The sequence below is a fragment of the Psychroserpens sp. genome, from assembly GCF_034670085.1.
In the GTDB taxonomy this organism is placed as follows: domain Bacteria; phylum Bacteroidota; class Bacteroidia; order Flavobacteriales; family Flavobacteriaceae; genus Psychroserpens.
On the sequence record NZ_JAXMOD010000004.1, the window covers coordinates 39284 to 57481 of the forward strand.

Annotated in this window: 18 protein-coding genes; 10 read left to right on the forward strand and 8 right to left on the reverse strand. The window is 32.1% G+C overall.

Going from position 1 to position 18198, the window contains the following annotated elements; genetic code table 11:
• The first annotated feature begins 6 nt into the window (after window positions 1–6).
• Window positions 7–561 (forward strand): SCO family protein, encoded by a 555-nt coding sequence (locus VOI25_RS07950; protein WP_323788523.1) that lies wholly within the window; start codon window positions 7–9, stop codon window positions 559–561.
• Here the strand turns inward: VOI25_RS07950 and VOI25_RS07955 are convergent.
• The 5 genes from VOI25_RS07955 to VOI25_RS07975 form a co-directional block, all read right to left on the reverse strand.
• Window positions 558–1643 carry a MauE/DoxX family redox-associated membrane protein gene (locus VOI25_RS07955; protein WP_323788524.1) on the reverse strand — a complete coding sequence of 362 codons (1086 nt, stop codon included), beginning with the start codon at window positions 1641–1643 and terminating at the stop codon, window positions 558–560. The two genes, VOI25_RS07950 and VOI25_RS07955, sit on opposite strands and share 4 nt — an antisense overlap.
• Window positions 1644–1728: 85 nt before the next feature.
• Window positions 1729–2682, reverse strand: a complete 954-nt coding sequence (locus VOI25_RS07960) for a MoxR family ATPase (RefSeq protein ID WP_323788525.1) — start codon at window positions 2680–2682, stop codon at window positions 1729–1731.
• Window positions 2683–2684: 2 nt separating this feature from the next.
• Window positions 2685–4121 carry a peptidylprolyl isomerase gene (locus VOI25_RS07965; protein ID WP_323788526.1) on the reverse strand — a complete coding sequence of 479 codons (1437 nt, stop codon included), beginning with the start codon at window positions 4119–4121 and terminating at the stop codon, window positions 2685–2687.
• The gene (locus VOI25_RS07970; RefSeq protein WP_323788527.1) at window positions 4105–4959 is read right to left on the reverse strand and encodes a peptidyl-prolyl cis-trans isomerase; all 855 of its coding nucleotides are present in this window, start codon (window positions 4957–4959) and stop codon (window positions 4105–4107) included. The genes VOI25_RS07965 and VOI25_RS07970 overlap by 17 nt, the downstream gene beginning before the upstream one ends.
• Window positions 4960–6900, reverse strand: a complete 1941-nt coding sequence (locus VOI25_RS07975; RefSeq protein ID WP_323788528.1) for a peptidylprolyl isomerase — start codon at window positions 6898–6900, stop codon at window positions 4960–4962. It abuts the gene before it with no gap.
• A 290-nt stretch (window positions 6901–7190) separates the two neighbouring features.
• On the opposite strand from VOI25_RS07975, the gene VOI25_RS07980 reads away from it, so the two are divergent.
• From VOI25_RS07980 to VOI25_RS07990, 3 genes are read left to right on the forward strand one after another with little or no spacing between them, the layout of a single operon-like run.
• The gene (locus tag VOI25_RS07980) at window positions 7191–7646 is read left to right on the forward strand and encodes an SRPBCC family protein (protein ID WP_323788529.1); all 456 of its coding nucleotides are present in this window, start codon (window positions 7191–7193) and stop codon (window positions 7644–7646) included.
• Window positions 7639–7875: a hypothetical protein gene (locus VOI25_RS07985; protein ID WP_323788530.1), complete on the forward strand. Its 237-nt coding sequence runs from the start codon at window positions 7639–7641 to the stop codon at window positions 7873–7875. The genes VOI25_RS07980 and VOI25_RS07985 overlap by 8 nt, the downstream gene beginning before the upstream one ends.
• A gap of 18 nt (window positions 7876–7893) precedes the next feature.
• A complete protein-coding gene (locus VOI25_RS07990; protein WP_323788531.1) occupies window positions 7894–9753 on the forward strand; it encodes a hydrolase/aminopeptidase in 1860 nt (619 codons plus the stop codon).
• A gap of 18 nt (window positions 9754–9771) precedes the next feature.
• On the opposite strand, the gene VOI25_RS07995 is transcribed toward VOI25_RS07990, so the two are convergent.
• On the reverse strand, window positions 9772–10215 hold the full coding sequence (locus VOI25_RS07995; RefSeq protein ID WP_323788532.1) for a GNAT family N-acetyltransferase: 444 nt from the start codon (window positions 10213–10215) through the stop codon (window positions 9772–9774).
• Window positions 10216–10381: 166 nt separating this feature from the next.
• Between VOI25_RS07995 and VOI25_RS08000 the strand changes: the two genes are divergently transcribed.
• Both VOI25_RS08000 and VOI25_RS08005 read left to right on the forward strand, forming a co-directional pair.
• On the forward strand, window positions 10382–10762 hold the full coding sequence (locus tag VOI25_RS08000) for a Rid family detoxifying hydrolase (protein ID WP_323788533.1): 381 nt from the start codon (window positions 10382–10384) through the stop codon (window positions 10760–10762).
• A 12-nt stretch (window positions 10763–10774) separates the two neighbouring features.
• Window positions 10775–11557, forward strand: coding sequence for a TIGR02757 family protein (locus tag VOI25_RS08005; protein WP_323788534.1), 783 nt, complete (start codon window positions 10775–10777; stop codon window positions 11555–11557).
• Window positions 11558–11563: 6 nt separating this feature from the next.
• Here VOI25_RS08005 and VOI25_RS08010 read toward each other — a convergent pair whose 3' ends face one another.
• Complete coding sequence (locus VOI25_RS08010; protein WP_323788535.1) at window positions 11564–13483, reverse strand: peptidase M61; 1920 nt, start codon at window positions 13481–13483, stop codon at window positions 11564–11566.
• A gap of 100 nt (window positions 13484–13583) precedes the next feature.
• Here VOI25_RS08010 and VOI25_RS08015 point away from each other — a divergent pair, with 100 nt between their 5' ends.
• From VOI25_RS08015 to VOI25_RS08025, 3 genes are all read left to right on the forward strand, one after another.
• Window positions 13584–14591 carry a glycosyltransferase family 2 protein gene (locus VOI25_RS08015; RefSeq protein ID WP_323788536.1) on the forward strand — a complete coding sequence of 336 codons (1008 nt, stop codon included), beginning with the start codon at window positions 13584–13586 and terminating at the stop codon, window positions 14589–14591.
• 63 nt (window positions 14592–14654) lie between these two features.
• Window positions 14655–16661 (forward strand): excinuclease ABC subunit UvrB, encoded by a 2007-nt coding sequence (uvrB, locus tag VOI25_RS08020; protein WP_323788537.1) that lies wholly within the window; start codon window positions 14655–14657, stop codon window positions 16659–16661.
• Entirely contained in the window at window positions 16662–17102 is a 441-nt protein-coding gene (locus tag VOI25_RS08025) for an SRPBCC domain-containing protein (RefSeq protein WP_323788538.1), read from the forward strand.
• A gap of 100 nt (window positions 17103–17202) precedes the next feature.
• On the opposite strand, the gene VOI25_RS08030 is transcribed toward VOI25_RS08025, so the two are convergent.
• Entirely contained in the window at window positions 17203–17604 is a 402-nt protein-coding gene (locus VOI25_RS08030) for a TerB family tellurite resistance protein (RefSeq protein WP_323788539.1), read from the reverse strand.
• A gap of 287 nt (window positions 17605–17891) precedes the next feature.
• Here VOI25_RS08030 and VOI25_RS08035 point away from each other — a divergent pair, with 287 nt between their 5' ends.
• Window positions 17892–18134, forward strand: a complete 243-nt coding sequence (locus tag VOI25_RS08035; RefSeq protein WP_323788540.1) for a DUF1456 family protein — start codon at window positions 17892–17894, stop codon at window positions 18132–18134.
• Window positions 18135–18198: the final 64 nt, after the last annotated feature.

Below are 18198 nucleotides of genomic sequence, written 5' to 3' on the forward strand. Positions count from 1 at the left end.
CTTTTTTTGAGTTGTAATTCCAATTCAAAAGATCTACCCATTTTAAGTTATACCATTGATGATACAGGCCAAAAAAACTATTATAACATTTCTTATCGGGATTTTAGAAATCAATTAGATGAATCCTTTTCTACTGAAACAATTAAAGGCAATATTTGTATCGCCAACTTTTTCTTCACAAGTTGCCCAAGTATATGTCCACCAATGCGAACAGAATTAATAGCGATTGCTGAATCATTTTCGGATGAAGAAAATGTCATGATTATTTCTCATACTATAGATCCAATACATGATTCGGTTTCGGTTTTAAAAACGTATTCAGAAGCTACAGGAATTCCAGATCACAAATGGCAATTTTTAAGAGCTTCCGAAGAAAAAACCAAATCACAAGCAACGATGTACATGACCAACTTCAAACCAAATGAAGAGGGTACCGATTTTTATCATAGCAGTTATGTTGCTTTAGTAGACCAAAAACAACAGATAAGAGGATTTTATAATGTCTTACTAAGTGAAGACGTCGATCGCTTGAAAGCAGACCTCGAAAGATTACTTCGTTAATAGTATTCTATACACGTATTAGGCGTTTTAAGATAAGCGTCTATATGAGCTTGAACCTTTTCGTAGACGCGTTCTTCAGGATATACAATCACACCAATTGTTCTTCCAGACCAGTCGTTTAGATCAATAAAGTAGGTTTCAGAATCCTGTCTCACATTCTGTTTTATATGTTCTGGCAAAGCTTCAATATCTTTTGGATTATTAAAATGAATCTTACAATATTTTGGTTTACCCGAAAAATAACTAAATGCCAAAATATGATCGTAAAACCCTAAGAAATTTAAAAACGGAAACACAATTGCTATTAGCAAAAGGGCAAATGATTGCGGATGCTTCGGAACAAACACATCTTTAAAAGTAAATGATGACTTATAAAACAAATAAAACAGTACAAATACATTAAAAAATGTCATTGGAAAAACAATATAACCATAACCGCCTTTAATAAAGGTTGCCAAGATGATGACATGCATTACAGTAATTAACCAAATTCCTAGTTTTCTAGTTTTTGAGAAAATTAAAAATACTCCAAATGATGCTTCCAAAAATGGAACGGCATATGTAAAAATTAATCGGATCCATTCAGGTACAAAAGGAATCCGTTTACTAAGTCCGTTAGCCCATTTTTCAAAAAAGAGATCGTTCCATTTATGCATTCCACTCCAAAAATACGTCCCAACAAGAATTAAAAGCATACACTGTTTAACTAGTTTTGGGTTTTTATTGAATTGTATCAAGGCCAAAACCATAAAAATCATTTCAAAATAAAAGGGTTGAATTCTATTTTGATCTAATATGACCCAAAAAACATAGATGACTATAACAGGTAGTCCAAATTTCCAAATTGGCTTAAAAACAAAGGCTAAGAAGCTCAATAAAAAAATAGAAATAAGAATTACATCACTAGTAAAACTTGGAATTGGAATACCATCAAAAATAGGTATCATAGGAAACAAACGCTCAGAAAACCAAATATTAGGAGATACTACCATTGGTATAACAAAAGCAAAAAATGCAAATACTCTCACCCAAAACAGTTTGTTTTCTTTAAGGTTTTGAAACTTACTTTTTTGGATAGTCAACTTTTATAAAGCTTTAAATTACTTTTAGAAATTTAAGATACTATAAAAATAAAAAAGGGAAATGTAGAAATCGAAGTTTTTAAACTTAAAACAAACTTTTCACGATTTGTTCATCAGTAATGCCTTCGGCTTCAGCCTTGTAATTTTTGATAATTCTATGACGAAGAATTCCTTGAGCAACGGCTTGAACATTCTCAATATCAGGAGAAAATTTACCATTAATAGCAGCATGAGTTTTAGCCGCAAGAATTAAATTTTGTGATGCTCTAGGTCCAGCTCCCCAATCTATAAATTCTTTTACTAAATCTGTAGCTGTATTTGCGTTTGGTCTGGTTTTACTAACCATTTTAACGGCATATTCAATTACATTGTCTGCAACAGGAATACGACGAATTACGTTTTGAAAACCAATAATTTCTTCAGCAGTAAATAACGAATTTACAGTTGCTTGAACATCTGTAGTTGTCGCTTTAACGACTTGTACTTCTTCCTCAAACGAAGGATATTCTAAATTAATAGCAAACATAAAACGGTCTAATTGAGCTTCTGGCAAAGGATATGTTCCTTCTTGCTCAATTGGGTTTTGAGTTGCTAACACAAAATAGGGTAAATTCAATTTGTATTGATGACCAGCAACAGTTACCACACGTTCTTGCATTGCTTCTAATAAAGCTGCTTGCGTTTTTGGTGGAGTTCTATTAATTTCATCTGCCAGGATAATATTGGCAAATATTGGTCCTTTTATAAATTTAAAATGTCTGTTTTCGTCCAAGATTTCACTACCTAAGATATCACTAGGCATTAAATCTGGCGTAAACTGAATACGTTTAAAATCTAAACCAAGTGCCTGAGCAATAGTATTAACCATTAACGTTTTTGCTAGACCAGGAACTCCAATTAATAAGGAATGTCCTCCAGAAAAAATTGAAATTAATATTTGATTAACGACCTCATCCTGACCAACAATAACTTTGGCAACTTCGGTTTTTAGGGCATTATATTTTTTTACAAACTGTTCTATTGCAGCAACGTCAGACATACTTATTGTTTTTCTTTTTTTAACCAGTTACTTGTAAATTCACAATCTCTGTACTCGCCATTAATTTTAATGTAAGTATCATTGATTTTTTCTTCTTGCCATTTAGCAATTTCTTGAATCTGTTTATCTTGAAGAGCTAAATTTTTAATTTTTAAGTAGTCTTTTGCGAAATTAGCTTCGTGCTCATCGATTCTATCAGTAACGATAAGTAGTTTATATTTTAAGTCGTTTACTCTATCAGAATCTGTTAATACTAAACTAACCTCATTATCTTTTAAATCTTGAATTTGTCCGTATAATTCTGGATCCATTTTAGTCAATTCAAAATTGAAATCTTGTGTATAAGGATTGATTAATTGTCCACCATCATTTTTAGTTTCCTTTTCATCACTAAACTCTTTTGCAGCAGCAGAAAAGGTTAATTCTCCAGCTACAATACGCTCTCTGATTGTATTAATTTTGTCTTTAGCCGCTAATTTAGCTTCTTCTGTTACTTTTGGTCGAAGCAATATATGTCTAACATCATATTCTTGTCCTCTAATTTTTTCAAGCAAAATGATATGGTATCCAAAATCGGTTTCAAAAGGCTCAGATATTTCACCTTCTTGCATAGAGAAAGCTACATCGCGAAACTCTTTTACCATTCTAGGTCGCTTTTTATTTAAGGTATATTTACCACCATCTTTACGAGAAGGAATATCATCTGAATAAAATACGGCTTTGGTTGTAAAGCTTGCTCCATTTTCAATGACATCTGCCTTAAACTCTTTAAGCTTATTGATAACCTTTTGCTTTTCAGCTTCAGATATCTCAGGTATTATAATGATTTGAGCAACTTTTAATTCTGTACCAAAAGTTGGACGCTCTTCTTCCGGTATACTATTAAAGTATTCCCTTACTTCTTCGGGAGTTACCTCAATTTCAGATACAATTTTACGCTGCATATCGGCAGCTAACTTTGCGTTTTTGTTTAGCTCAAACATTTCATCGCGCAAACTTTGCTCACTATCCTTATTATAGAATGAAAGTAGTTCTTCCATTGTACCACCTTTTGTTTCTAAGAAAGCACTAATTTGTTGTTCAATACTTGAACGTATTTCTAATTCATTAATTGAAATACTATCTTGAATGGCGTGATGTGCATACAATTTATCTTCTAACAATTTACCAAACAACTGGCAACGTGTTATATCTGCAGTCGATACACCTCTAGCTTGAAGCTGAATAAATTCTTTATCAATATCAGAATCTAAAACTACAAAATCACCAATTACCGAAGCAACACCATCAATTTTTACTCGACTGCTTTTTTCAATGGTATCCACTTGTGTTTTAGACTCAATAACTTCGTCTTCAATTATTTCTTGTCCTACAACTAATTGTGCACATAGAATTAATGCTAAAGCAGCAACTAGTTTTGTGTTATTTATAAATTTCAAATTGTTTATTTTTAATAGCATCTTTGGTAATATCTGTTTCAAGCTTTTTAATGAGCTCTAGTTTTCGTTTATTGATTATAATTTGTTCAATGGTAGGTTTTACATAGTCTAAAGGTGCCGTATCATTCTGAAATAAAACATCTTTAATTTGCACCAAATATAGGTCTAATGAATCTTTGAGTTGTATAAAATTAGATTTTTTTAACAGTTCTTTTTTATTTTCAGAATTTAACACAGGTAATTTATTTACAATCTGCGAGGTCTGTATCCAAATGGAATCGTTAAGAGAATAGGATTTAAATTGAACTGATATAGAATCTAGATATCTTTTATCGTCATCATCAAAGCGTTTAAATCTATTTTTGATGTCGTCTTCATTAATAGCGTTAAGAGGAATAGTTACGTATCGAAACCTAACTAACTCTTCGTTAAGCTTAAAAGTTTCTTTATTAGCTTCATACACTTCTTGCGCTTCAATATCACTAACAGAGGTACTTATACTCTTTTTCACTAAAGCATCGAGATAGGCTTTTGTATAAAGGTCTTTCTTATATTGATCAACTAATTTCTCAAAATTCTCTTGTTTTTCTTCTGAAAGATTTCGGTTTGCGCCATCAACAAGCAGTAATTGTGTCGCCCAGCGATTAATAAATCCATTGACAATAAACGTGCTATCTTCTTCAGAAACTCCTTCAGCAACTAGTGCATTTATATCCTCTTCATACAAATAAGAATCATTAACTCTTGCCACAGGAATTCTGTCATCTGTAGTCTTAAAAAAACTACATGATGTAACACCAAAAGCACATACTATGATTATAATCTGTCTCCTTATCAATTAATTAAGTATTTGTGATTTTACTTTTTTAAGAACTTTATTATTCACTTTTACTTTATAGCGTTGGTTAAGTGAATTTATCCAGTCCTTTTCAATTTGATTTTGGTAATCACTTACAACTCGACCGCGAGATTCATCAAGAGTTTTATGGCTTTTAGACATCACAGATTTAACCATAACAACATGATATGCATCATTGTGCTGATAAATTTTTGACACTCCCTTTTTGAATTCAAAGTCTGTTGGCAAAGCCTGATCTCCTAATTCAAATACACCAGTAGTAGATATAATATTCTGAGCTTCGTCTTGATTAAGTTCTGCTTCTATTATTTCGGTTGATTTACCTTTATCTAATAACGCAATCGCTTTTTCAATCATTTTTTCATTAGCAGAAGATAAAATTACTGCATCTACTCTATCTTCCCACATGTAATTACTTTTATGTTTTTCGTAAAATGCTTTCAAACCAATAGTGTCTTTAGAAGCTGCATTCCAAACTTGCTTTTCCATAAGATCAAAAAGTAATAATCCATCTCTATACTCCTTTAAAACATGAGCGAAATCATCATTCTCAAACTCCAAATTTTCTCTATGAAACTGAATGATCTGGTCTTCTTTATACTTATTATAAACACCATTAATTAGCGCAGATGCACTAACTGGTTTATTTAAATAACGCCTTTGGCTTTCAAATAAATGTTTTGCAAAATCAGCATAGGTAATTGTTTTCGTTCCAATGGTCATGAATGTTTTTTCGTTCTCTAAATCTACAGGGACTATCCAAGCTTGTTTGAAAAAATTGTCATTGACTATGCTTTCGAAGTAGGCTAAAGTCTCTTTATTGTCTTGAACTTTATACCTCTGGTTTAATTTTTTTGCTAATGCCGAATTAATTAGTTGTGACCGAGAATCACGTTTCACCTTATTTTCAAATACAGATTTCACTTCTTCGTAAGGCTGGATTCCTTTTTTGCTAATCAATTTAACAATATGCCAGCCAAAATCTGTTTTGAATGGAAATGATACTTCGTCTTTCTTTTGAATACCAAAAGCCACCTCTTCAAATTCCTGTGAACCCAATTGTCCGCCAGTAAATGGTGCTAACTGACCGCCTTTACTAGAAGAACTCTTATCATCAGAAAACTGTTTAGCCAAAGATTCGAATTTCTCTCCTTGTTGTAATTTTTTATAGATTTCTTTGATACGTGTTTCAGGATTAAGCAAACTATCCTTTTGATTATTTGCCACCATAATATGAGCAACAGTTACTTCACCTAAGGAAGGACGCTTATCTGTAACATTGACTATATGAAATCCAAAACGGGTTCTAAAAGGCATCGAAATCTCTCCAACTTTGGTATTGTAAGCAGCGGTTTCAAAAGCATACACCATTTTAAATGCTGAAAAATAGCCCAAATCTTCAGCAAATACATTTTTACCGTCGTGCACTTCCTTTTGAATAGGCTCGTAACCTTCTTTTATAATTCGATTTCTTAACTCTAATAATCTATTGTAAACTTGAGTTGTATCGGTCTCATTTTCATCAATTCTAATTAAAACATGAGATGCCTTAATATCCATAGTAGATCGATCATAAGCTTCTTTTACTAAAGTTTCGGTAACCTCACTATCAGACATGAAGTTTTTGGTTAACTGCGATTTATAATTAGAAAATTCTCTAATGTATTTAGCGTCTTTATCTAATTCTAATCGTTTTGCTTCTTTAACTTTTAATTGATAATTTATAAAAAGCTCGAGATAAGCATCTACATCTTTTTGAGATTCATCTTTTACTAAATCTAAATTCTTGTTATAAACTCGAACAAATTCCGAAGCCATAACGGACTCATCATCAACAGTAAACAAGACATCGTTTTTATCAATTTGAGCAGAAACAGCAATTGATAAGCAAAAGAAAAGAGCAGTAATAAATTGTTTCATTGTTTTATAATTATGAATTAAATATATAATACGATTGTATCAAACTTCAGCAAAAATAACACAATTCATACATTTAACAAGTGCTTTTTTCTAAACGCACAATAGAAGGATTTAGTATCTGCTAAAAAGCATCTAAAACCTGATAAATTGAAACTATTTTTTAAGATGAGTTTACGATTATCCGATTTTAATGACCAATGAACTAAAATGGCACTTGAAAGTCCTAAATCTCTATTTTTGTTTTAAAAAAAGACAGTATATTTAGTGCAACAAATTATATCCCTCACGTAATGCTTTATACTACAGAAATTATAGTTAAAGTTCCTCTAAATGTCTTTGTTCAGAAAATGGATAATATTGATAATATGAAACATTGGCAAAGAGGACTTAAATCTACCGAACATATTTCGGGAAATCCAGGAGATTTAGGCTCAAAAATCAAACTCAATTACATGTATGACAAACGTGAAATGGAAATCATAGAAACGATTACCAAAAGTAATTTTCCACACGAATTTTGCGCGACGTATACTGCTAAAGGCATGAATAATATTCAGAAAAATTATTTTTCAGAAACTGAAGATGGTCATACCAAATGGATTTCAATCAATGAGTTTACGCCTCTAAGTTTCTCAATGAGAGTTATGCTCTTTTTGATGCCTAGAGCATTTAAAAAGCAATCTTTAAAATATATGAAAGATTTTAAAAATTTTGCAGAAAACGGAACTTCAGTAGCCAATGCGTAAACTAAAACTCATATGGGATTTTCGTGGTCCTAACGCTTTTAAAACGGCAGAACATCATACAATTCATTTAAAAGAATATATTGCAATCCAAAAATTAAATATAAGCATCGTTGGTTTTAATGCTTTAAGTGATATGCATTCTATAGCATTTCTGGTTGTAGAGGAACAAGACATGAAACCTATTAGAGATGCTTTAAAACCTCATCGAGGACAAGTTTACCAAGATTAATTTAACATGTATTATAAAATGAACTTAACAAAGAATGCCATACTTTTTACACTATTACTATTGGTTTTCGGTTGCCAACCTGATCCAAAAGAAAAAATACAGGCAGTGAATTATGCTGAAGAACTTCATTCTTACGCAAGACCTAACACTTCTGCAATCAAGCATTTGAATCTTGATATCGATGTCGATTTTAACTCAGAAATCATTAAAGGTATAGCAACGTACTCCATAGAGAACCAGAATGCAACTGAAATCATTTTAGATACTAAATTTTTAGAAATTGATGCCGTCGAAGCAGATGGCAAACCAACGACTTTTAAACTTGGTGAATTTGATGAACAGCTAGGACAATCTCTAACTATTGCCATAACAAATGCTACAAAATCAATATCGATTAATTACAGGACAACAAACAAAACCGAAGCTTTGCAATGGCTAAGTCCGCAGCAAACAGCCGATAAAACACATCCTTTTTTATTCACTCAAGGACAAGCTATTTTGACAAGAACATGGATTCCTATTCAAGATAGTCCTCAAATTCGAATTACGTATGATGCCAAAGTAAAAGTACCAAAAGAATTAATGGCAGTTATGAGTGCTGAAAACCCAAAAACTAAAACAGCAGATGGATCGTATTCATTTAAAATGAAACAGCCTATTTCACCCTATTTAATAGCACTTGCTGTGGGAGATTTTGAATATAAAGCTGTAAGTGATCGCACTGGTGTTTATGCGGAGAAATCCTTAATTGATAAAGCGCGATACGAATTTGAAGATATGGAAAAAATGGTATTGGCTGCCGAAAACTTATATGGTGATTACGATTGGGATCAATTTGATGTGATTGTATTACCTCCTAGTTTTCCTTTTGGTGGTATGGAAAATCCACGTTTAACCTTTGCAACGCCAACCATAATTGCAGGTGATAAAAGTTTAACCTCATTAATAGCACATGAATTAGCACATTCATGGTCTGGTAATTTAGTAACCAATGCGACTTGGAATGATTTCTGGCTGAACGAAGGCTTTACAGTCTACTTTGAAATACGCATTATGGAAGCCGTTTACGGAAAAGACAGAGCCAATATGATTGCTTTAATTGGGCGACAAGATTTAAGTGATGAAATTGAAAATTTTAAAAACGAACCAAATAGAACAAAACTAAGACAGGATCTAAAAGGCAAAAGTCCTGATGATGCAATGAATAGCATAGCTTATGATAAAGGTTATTTATTTTTAAGAACTTTGGAAGAGACCGTCGGTCGCGATAAATTTGATGCGTTTTTAAAGAATTATTTCAAAACACATGCATTTTCTACGATCACAACCGAAAAATTTCTAAGCTATTTAAATGAACATCTATTAGAACCTAATAATATTACTTTTAATACTGAAGAATGGATTTATAAATCAGGCATTCCTTCTAATCAAGCTAGTATTACATCTGATAAGTTTGCTAATGCAGAAAAGGTACTACAACAATTCTTAGAAAGTGATACAATTGATACATCATTAACTAAAGATTGGACGACTTTAGAATGGGTTCATTTTATTAGAAACTTTCCAAAAACTATGACTACTGAAGACATGGCTCGTATTGATAAGGCTTTTGATCTATCTAATGCTACAAATTCACATATTGCAATGGTTTGGTTTGAACAAGCTCTTAATTTGGATTATCATGGTAATAATGTAGACCAAAACATTGAAGATTTTTTAATTCGGGTTGGTAGACGATGGTATGTAAACACTTTGTTTAAAGCTTTTAAGAGAAATGGAAAAACGGAAGAAGCCTTAGCCATTTACAAGAAATCAAGAGAAAACTATCATTCGGTAACTGCAACTACTATTGATGAATTATTGGGTGTTAAAAATTAATAGTAGTATAACAAGATTTTAGTATTTAGTCTTCATCTGCATTTGATAGAGGTCATAGTCTTTTGCCCAAAAATCCTTTTCAATTTTTTCTAATTTGAAGCCCATTTTTTCATAAAATTTGTAAACAAGTTGGGACGTTCGAACGATAATTAATTCAATATTTGGATTTTTATTTAAAAGATTAATTCTGTGTTGGGTTAGTTTTTTTCCTATTCCCTTTCCTTGCAAATTTGGGTCAACCATATCCCATGAAATTCGAGCAAGCTTTTTTTCTGGAAAATAGTTTATTCCACCAGATCCTTTAATTCTAGTACCTTCTTCATAGATAAAATAATCTTCTATTTCATTATCAAGGTAGTTTTCAAAATCGCTTTCCTCCGAAGTGTCAAAATAGTCCGGTGTATTTTGTCTTAATAATTCAATTAATTTTGATTTATCCTTTTTATTATATGCTCTAATCATTCTGTATTTATAATATCATTAAGTATTCAATTGTATGGTCTAAAAACTAAATTAGTAAATAGAAAACAAACGAGAGTGAAATCTATAGGGTTTTACATATAACTTTTAAATATTAACTCTGCTATTTTCACTAACTTCGTGTTGTAAATTGAAATCCTTTAAAATTTTGAAAACTATAATAAATACACCAAAAGCACCTGCTCCAATTGGACCATACAATCAAGCTGTTTTATCAGGAAACACCTTATTTACATCTGGTCAAATAGCACTAAATGCAGAGACTGGAGAACTGGTCATGGATACTATTCAAATTGAAACCAAACAAGTCATGGAAAACCTAAAAGCTGTTTTAGAAGCTGCAGAAATGACTTTTGACCATGTAATTAAAACATCAATCTTTATTAGTGATATGCATAACTTTTCCCAAATAAATGAAGTGTACGCTCAGTATTTTAATGCTGATTCTGCTCCTGCACGTGAAACTGTTGAAGTTGCTAATCTACCAAAGTTTGTCAATGTTGAAATTAGCATGATTGCCATGAAGTAAACTAAACCTATTTTGACAAACACCTTAAAATTATCTAAAAAAGAACTCAAGGAATTTCTTGACTCAAAAGTTGATCAATACAATCATCCTAGATTTATAGAAAGTGATCCAATACAAATACCTCATCAGTTTTCAAAAAAAGAGGATATTGAAATTGCTGGGTTTTTAACTGCTACAATTGCTTGGGGAAATCGTAAAAGTATAATCAATAATGCTCATAAAATGATGCAACTCTTGGAGCAATCACCTTACGATTTTGTCAGTAATCATCAAGAATCAGATTTAGAAAAATTAAATAATTTCGTTCATCGAACGTTTAATGGTCAAGATTTTATTCAGTTTATAAAAAGTTTAAATCATATTTACAATAACCACAATGGATTGGAAGCTTTGTTTTCAGCGAACATAAAAGGGCACTCCCTTCAACCAGCTATTCATCAATTCAAAACTCACTTTTTTGAAATTAATCATTTACCAAGGACACAAAAACATGTAGGCGATCCTTTAAAAAATTCAGCTGCAAAACGCATTAATATGTATTTGCGATGGATGGTTAGGCAAGATCAAAATGGTGTAGATTTTGGAATTTGGAAACATATCAGTCCTTCAGTTTTATCTTGTCCACTAGATGTGCATTCAGGGAATGTCGCCAGAAAATTAGGCTTACTTAAACGCAAACAAAATGATGGCAAAGCTTTAGCCGAATTAGATAATGCGTTACGAAAACTAGATCCAGATGACCCTGTAAAATATGACTTTGCTTTGTTTGGATTAGGTGTTTTTGAAGGTTTTTAATACACCTTAATCAGATCCAATTTCACTTTTCGAAGATATATTCAACCATGCGTTACGAGTCTTAATTTGAGTAGCAGTAGCATTTTCATCTTCTTCAATATCAATTTTAGTTGTATATGCTTGTGTCAATTTAGTATTAATATTAATTTCTTTCCCATTTCTATTAATTACCACATTAATATCATCACCAACTTTTGCTCTATACATTTGCATTATAATAGTTCTTGCATTTTCAAACGAAACTTTAGTATCATTTACGGACTTAACAATGTCATCTTCCAGAACTCCATTGTCAACCCAAAAGCTATTATCCATAACATTTGATGTAAAAAATAAAACACCTTGTTCTTGATCTGCTGCAAAAACTGACCCTTTACCTGATTGTAGAAAACCCGTTTCTACTTGGGTACCTTTAAATTTTAAACCTACTTTTTCTAAAAACATACTATAGTCTATTGGTGTGCCTCCGACCACATGGGTATAAAGAAACTCACCAACTGAAGGATATGTCATTTCTATAATTTCATCAATAAGAGATTCATCATCAAATGGTTTTTCAATGCCATATTTATTTGATAATTCTTTCATTAAACTTAGCATACTGCGATTACCATTGCTTTCTTCTCGCATTAAAATATCAATACACATACCAAGCAAAGCTCCTTTTTCATAAACGTTTGAATAATTTGTTTTAAATGGTTCTTCTAAAACATTTTCACTCATTTCAGTAAAACTCATGGCATCGTCATAATATATCGTAGATCTTAAAATTTCAGAATTAACTTCATTATAATAATCTTGAGGCGTTATTAAACCTTCATATACTTGAAAATGTTGAGCAAAATACTCGGTAACGCCTTCGTACATCCATAGATGCTTCGAAAATGTTGGTTGATTATAATCGAAATAATGTACATCTTCAGAATGAACCGTTAATGGTGTTACAATATGAAAAAATTCATGCGAAACTATATCAATAACTGACTGCGCTAAAGATTCTTCTGACCTTGTTTCGATCAATACTGCCACAGTTGACGTATGGTGTTCTAAAGCACCTATTCCTTTTGGTTGTTCTTTGCTTCTATCGGTTAAATACAAATAAATATCATAACGAGAAGTCGTATTCATATCACCTAAATATGATTTTTGAGCTTCCATCATTTTATACACCGTCTCTTTTAATGTCGATGCTTTATGTCTTTTATTTGGAGAATATACACTTAAAACAATTTTGATGTCACCGACCATAAATTCTTCAACATCTAATTTACCGTACATCATTGGGTTATCAGTAATATCAAAATAACGAGGCGCAAAATAACTCGTCGTAATCTTTGTACCATCTGGACTAGATTTCATATTGGTGTTTTGCAAGGCAGATGTACGATCAAAATTTGCTGCAGCAGTAACATCTAATGTATATTGTGCATTTTTAAGTGAATCAAAATAGCCTATAAACCCGTGTAAATTTAAGACATAGTTTTCAGGAGAAATATTTGTGCCTCCAGGAGAAAAAGGAATTTCTTCATGAACACCTCCTTGAATTTCAATATCAAATGTATCATTGACGTCATATTCCAATCTGTCTAATTGTGTCGCGTTAGCAATTTGCCATGAATTATCATCTAATCGAGTAACAGGCAAACTATTTCCACTATAATCAAGAGCTATTAGATTGTCTATGTATTTTCCAAAATTATCAATGGCATAACTTCCTTGAATAATTCTTGGCATTCTATAGGTCACAATATCTTGTGTAAATGGACCAGGATTTATGGTCACTGGTGCTTTATCATCTACTATCTGAGTTAAATCAATGGTAGTAACTATAGGGTTTGTGGCTTCCATATTGTTAGCAACATTTTTCGAAGAACCACATGCTAAAAGCAAAAAACTCAGAATAGTTATTGATAAGATTTTTTTCATGACAACTTTTTAATTTTCTTTGAATAGACGCACAAAATTACAATAGGTTACACTTAAATGTCCAAAGGTTTTGTTAAAATAGATGTTGTATTTTAGCCTTATGTCCAAACCCTTAATTAGCATACTTACGCCTTTTAAAAACACAGCATCATTTTTGCCTGAATGTCTGGAGTCTATCGTCCTGCAAACTTATGACAATTGGGAATTATTGATCATAGACGACAACTCATTAGATAACAGTTATAGTATTGTAAATGAATTTGCTGAAAAAGATTCACGAATCAAATTGTTTAAAAATAAAGGCTTCGGAATTATAAATGCGTTACGACTAGCCTTTGAAAAAAGTTCAGGTATTTACATTACAAGAATGGATAGTGATGACCTCATGCATCCTGAAAAATTAGCAATTATGCTGAATGATTTACAACAACATGGCAGAAAACATATTGCATTAGGTTTAGTAAAATACTTTAGTGAAGCTGGAATTGGTGATGGTTATGCTAAATATGAATCTTGGTTAAATGATCTCACTATAAAAGGTAAAAACTACACCGAAATCTATAAAGAATGTGTAATCCCTTCACCTTGTTGGATGTTACATCGAGAAGATTTGATTGCTTGTGACGCATTTGCTCCAAACCGGTATCCTGAAGATTACGACTTAACATTTCGGTTTTATAAAAACAACATCAAATGCATTCCTAATACTCATCTTTTACATTACTGGAGAGATTATAGTACTAGAGCATCACGAACCGACAGCCATTATGCTGAAAATCATTTTTTAGATATTAAGTTACATTACTTTTTAGAACTTAATTACAAACCATCACGACCTCTTGTGGTTTGGGGAGCAGGACAAAAAGGTAAAACTATTGCTAGGTTATTACAAAAAAGAAGTGTCGATTTTATTTGGATTTGTGACAATCCGAAGAAAATTGGGAAGCATATTTATGATGTAGAATTATTCGCATTTGAACATCTAAAAACCCTTCAAAAGCCTCAAAGTATTATAACTGTAGCCAATTCAAAAGAACAGGAAATTATCAAATCATATTTTGAGTCTATAGATATGTTAGCCATGAGCGATTACTTTTTCTTTTGCTGATTTAATATATAAAGCCTTCTTAATACACATTCTTTTTATTGAAACTTTAATTAACTTTGTAAGATGCGATTTAAAGTACATTCCGATTTCAAACCTACAGGCGATCAACCACAAGCGATTCAGCAATTGGTAGATGGTATTAACTCCAATGAAAAGTATCAAACTTTACTTGGTGTGACTGGTTCTGGTAAAACATTTACAGTGGCGAATGTGATTGAAGAAGTTCAAAAACCAACATTGGTTTTGGCGCACAATAAAACGCTTGCAGCTCAACTCTATTCTGAGTTTAAACAATTTTTTCCTGAGAATGCTGTAGAGTATTTTGTATCGTATTATGACTACTATCAACCTGAAGCTTATATACCTGTATCTGGTGTTTATATTGAAAAAGATTTATCTATAAATGAAGAAATTGAGAAGATGCGTTTGAGTACAACCTCTTCCCTTTTATCAGGTCGTCGTGATGTAATTGTTGTAGCTTCAGTGTCCTGTTTATATGGTATTGGAAACCCTGTTGAGTTTCAGAAGAATGTAATTTCATTGGAAATTGATCAACAAATCTCAAGAACCGAATTATTACATCAATTAGTACAAAGTCTGTATTCTAGAACTGAAGCCGATTTTAATCATGGTAATTTCAGAATAAAAGGTGATACAGTTGATGTGTTTCCAAGTTATGCAGATGATGCGTTTCGGATTCACTTTTTTGGTGATGAGATCGAGGATATTGAGCAATTCAATATTCAAACCAATGAAGTTATTGAGCATTATGATCGATTGAATATCTATCCAGCCAATATGTTTGTTACCTCTCCTGATGTGCTACAAGGTGCAATTCGAGAGATTCAGGATGATTTGGTAAAACAACACGATTATTTCAAAGAGATAGGTAAACATTTAGAAGCAAAACGTTTAAAAGAACGTACCGAATTTGATTTGGAGATGATTCGAGAACTTGGTTATTGTTCAGGTATTGAAAACTATTCGAGATATTTGGATGGACGCCTTCCTGGCACGCGACCATTCTGCTTATTAGATTATTTCCCTGACGATTTTTTAATGGTTGTAGATGAAAGTCATGTTACTATTTCTCAAGTTCACGCCATGTATGGTGGTGATAGAAGCCGTAAAGAAAACCTAGTAGAATATGGATTTAGGTTGCCTGCTGCAATGGATAACAGACCTTTAAAATTTGAAGAATTTGAAGTCTTACAAAATCAAGTGATTTATGTTAGTGCAACACCTGCTGATTACGAATTGCAAAAAACAGACGGTGTATATGTTGAACAAGTTATTAGACCTACTGGTCTTTTAGATCCGATTATTGAAGTACGACCGAGTTTAAATCAAATTGATGATTTAATTGAAGAAATGCATCAGCGTATTGAAAAAGATGAACGTGTTTTAGTCACAACGTTGACGAAACGAATGGCTGAAGAATTGACTAAATATTTAGATCGTATTCAAATTCGATGTCGCTATATCCATAGTGATGTTGATACACTTGAACGTGTTGAAATCATGCAAGATTTACGTAAAGGTATTTTTGATGTTTTGGTTGGTGTGAATTTATTACGTGAAGGTTTAGATTTACCTGAAGTATCCTTAGTTGCAATTCTTGATGCTGATAAAGAAGGGTTTTTACGATCTACACGATCATTAACACAAACTGTTGGAAGAGCTGCGCGACACCTTAATGGAAAAGCCATTATGTATGCGGATAAAATCACCAAAAGCATGCAAAAAACAATCGATGAAACCGAATACAGACGTGAAAAACAAATTGCTTATAACACGAAACATAACTTAATTCCTAAAGCGCTAAATAAGAGTTTGGACAATGCCTTAACTAAAAATTCGGTAAGTACATATAGTTACGAATTGGAAGCTGCAAAGGCAGCAGAACCAGAAAGTGAATACTTGACTAAAAGTCAGTTAGAAAAGAAAATTCGTGAAAAGCGTAAACTTATGGAGCAAGCTGCTAAAGCTTTAGACTTTATCATTGCCGCACAACTTCGTGATGAAATTAAAGGGTATCAAAAGAAGTTAGAAAAAGTAAACATGTCTTAGATGAAAGTTAACGAGTCCGAAATTGAAGTGAAACAAAGTTTCCACCAATCAATCGAAAGTGTGTGGAAAGCGATAACTGATGTTAATGAAATGAGGCAATGGTTTTTTGATAATATTCCTGATTTTCAACCGACAGTTGGTTTTAAAACACAATTCACTGTGACCTCTGAAGATCGCATATTTCCTCACTTATGGGAAGTTACTGAAGTCATTCCAAACCATAAAATTGTTTACAACTGGACGTATGAAGGCTATAAAGGCGACTCAAATGTTACATTTCAATTATCTGAAATAGATCATCAAACGCAATTGACCTTAACAACTAAGGTTACGGAAGATTTTCCAGATGACATTCCAGAATTCAAAAGAGAAAGCTGTATTGGTGGATGGAACTTTTTTATTAAAACGAGTTTAGTAAATTACTTCAATGCTAAACGCTGATTGTAAGAATCTACGACAATTATGAGATTGCGCTCTTCAGCGGAATAAGGTCAACTAGTTAAATTGAATGCGCCATAAGCTTTTCAATTTAAAGTGTCACTTAATTATACTGCACCTTGAAAATATCGATTAAGAAATCTGGTGGAACTACTTTATTAGGAAAACTTTCCATTAAATCAAGAACTCTATTAATAGATTCATGGCTTAAGCCCATTCTTAGTCCAAAATTATGAAGTTTTACCAATTCTTTAGGATTGATTTCAACATCCAAATTCATTAGTAATACTAATCTATGAAACTGAACTATTCGCTCACTATGGGATTTAAGATTAACGTATGTCACAGGATGTTCTATTAAATAGTCAAAATCTTCTTTAGAGATATCCAATTGTTTGGCTACACCAAAAAGGAATCTATATTCAATGGATTTTATATTTTCATTTGTTTGTGCGAAGGCAATCATTTCTGAAAGCAAGCTCAATTTTTCTACGCGATTGATCATGACGAGGGATTATGATTTTTAACTTTTATAAATTTAATAGGTTTAGTTTGGCTATAAGCATTCATAAACTGTAGCTTATCGAAAAATAATTCACCTTTCATCGGTTTTTTCTTACTTTCATGTACTTATTGAATACAAACTATTGATTATCAGTGATTTAAAAAAAACATGCATTTCATCGATTTTTGAGTACCTAAAAAAAATAATCGATGAAATGCACTTATCATAATAATTAAATTTTATGTACTTTCGTTTCAACTGACACTGACCTTGAAAAAGACAATAGAATGACGAATAACGATATCTTTAAAAAACTAAGAGTAGCACATAAACTTCGTGATGATGACATGGTGAAGATTTTAGCACTCGTCGATTTTAGAATTACAAAAAGTGAACTAAATGCGATGTTTAGACGAGAAGACCATCCCAATTATATGGAATGTGGTGACCAAGTTTTAAGAAACTTTCTCAATGGGTTAATCATTCATCTTCGTGGTCCAATGCCAAAACCACAAAAAAAGAAGCCTTAAATTATCATTATCGTAAAAATTAAGGCCTTAACATTTACTTTAGAATTAAGACTGTAAATTGCAT

Bases quoted from the DNA above. Each gene is read 5' to 3' on its own strand.
- VOI25_RS07960 (WP_323788525.1), bottom strand. From the start codon at position 2,682: ATGTCTGACGTTGCTGCAATAGAACAGTTTGTAAAAAAATATAATGCC.
- VOI25_RS07975 (WP_323788528.1), bottom strand. From the start codon at position 6,900: ATGAAACAATTTATTACTGCTCTTTTCTTTTGCTTATCAATTGCTGTT.
- VOI25_RS07980 (WP_323788529.1), top strand. From the start codon at position 7,191: ATGCTTTATACTACAGAAATTATAGTTAAAGTTCCTCTAAATGTCTTT.
- VOI25_RS07985 (WP_323788530.1), top strand. From the start codon at position 7,639: ATGCGTAAACTAAAACTCATATGGGATTTTCGTGGTCCTAACGCTTTT.
- VOI25_RS07990 (WP_323788531.1), top strand. From the start codon at position 7,894: ATGAACTTAACAAAGAATGCCATACTTTTTACACTATTACTATTGGTT.
- VOI25_RS07995 (WP_323788532.1), bottom strand. From the start codon at position 10,215: ATGATTAGAGCATATAATAAAAAGGATAAATCAAAATTAATTGAATTA.
- VOI25_RS08010 (WP_323788535.1), bottom strand. From the start codon at position 13,483: ATGAAAAAAATCTTATCAATAACTATTCTGAGTTTTTTGCTTTTAGCA.
- VOI25_RS08015 (WP_323788536.1), top strand. From the start codon at position 13,584: ATGTCCAAACCCTTAATTAGCATACTTACGCCTTTTAAAAACACAGCA.
- uvrB (WP_323788537.1), top strand. From the start codon at position 14,655: ATGCGATTTAAAGTACATTCCGATTTCAAACCTACAGGCGATCAACCA.
- VOI25_RS08025 (WP_323788538.1), top strand. From the start codon at position 16,662: ATGAAAGTTAACGAGTCCGAAATTGAAGTGAAACAAAGTTTCCACCAA.
- VOI25_RS08030 (WP_323788539.1), bottom strand. From the start codon at position 17,604: ATGATCAATCGCGTAGAAAAATTGAGCTTGCTTTCAGAAATGATTGCC.
- VOI25_RS08035 (WP_323788540.1), top strand. From the start codon at position 17,892: ATGACGAATAACGATATCTTTAAAAAACTAAGAGTAGCACATAAACTT.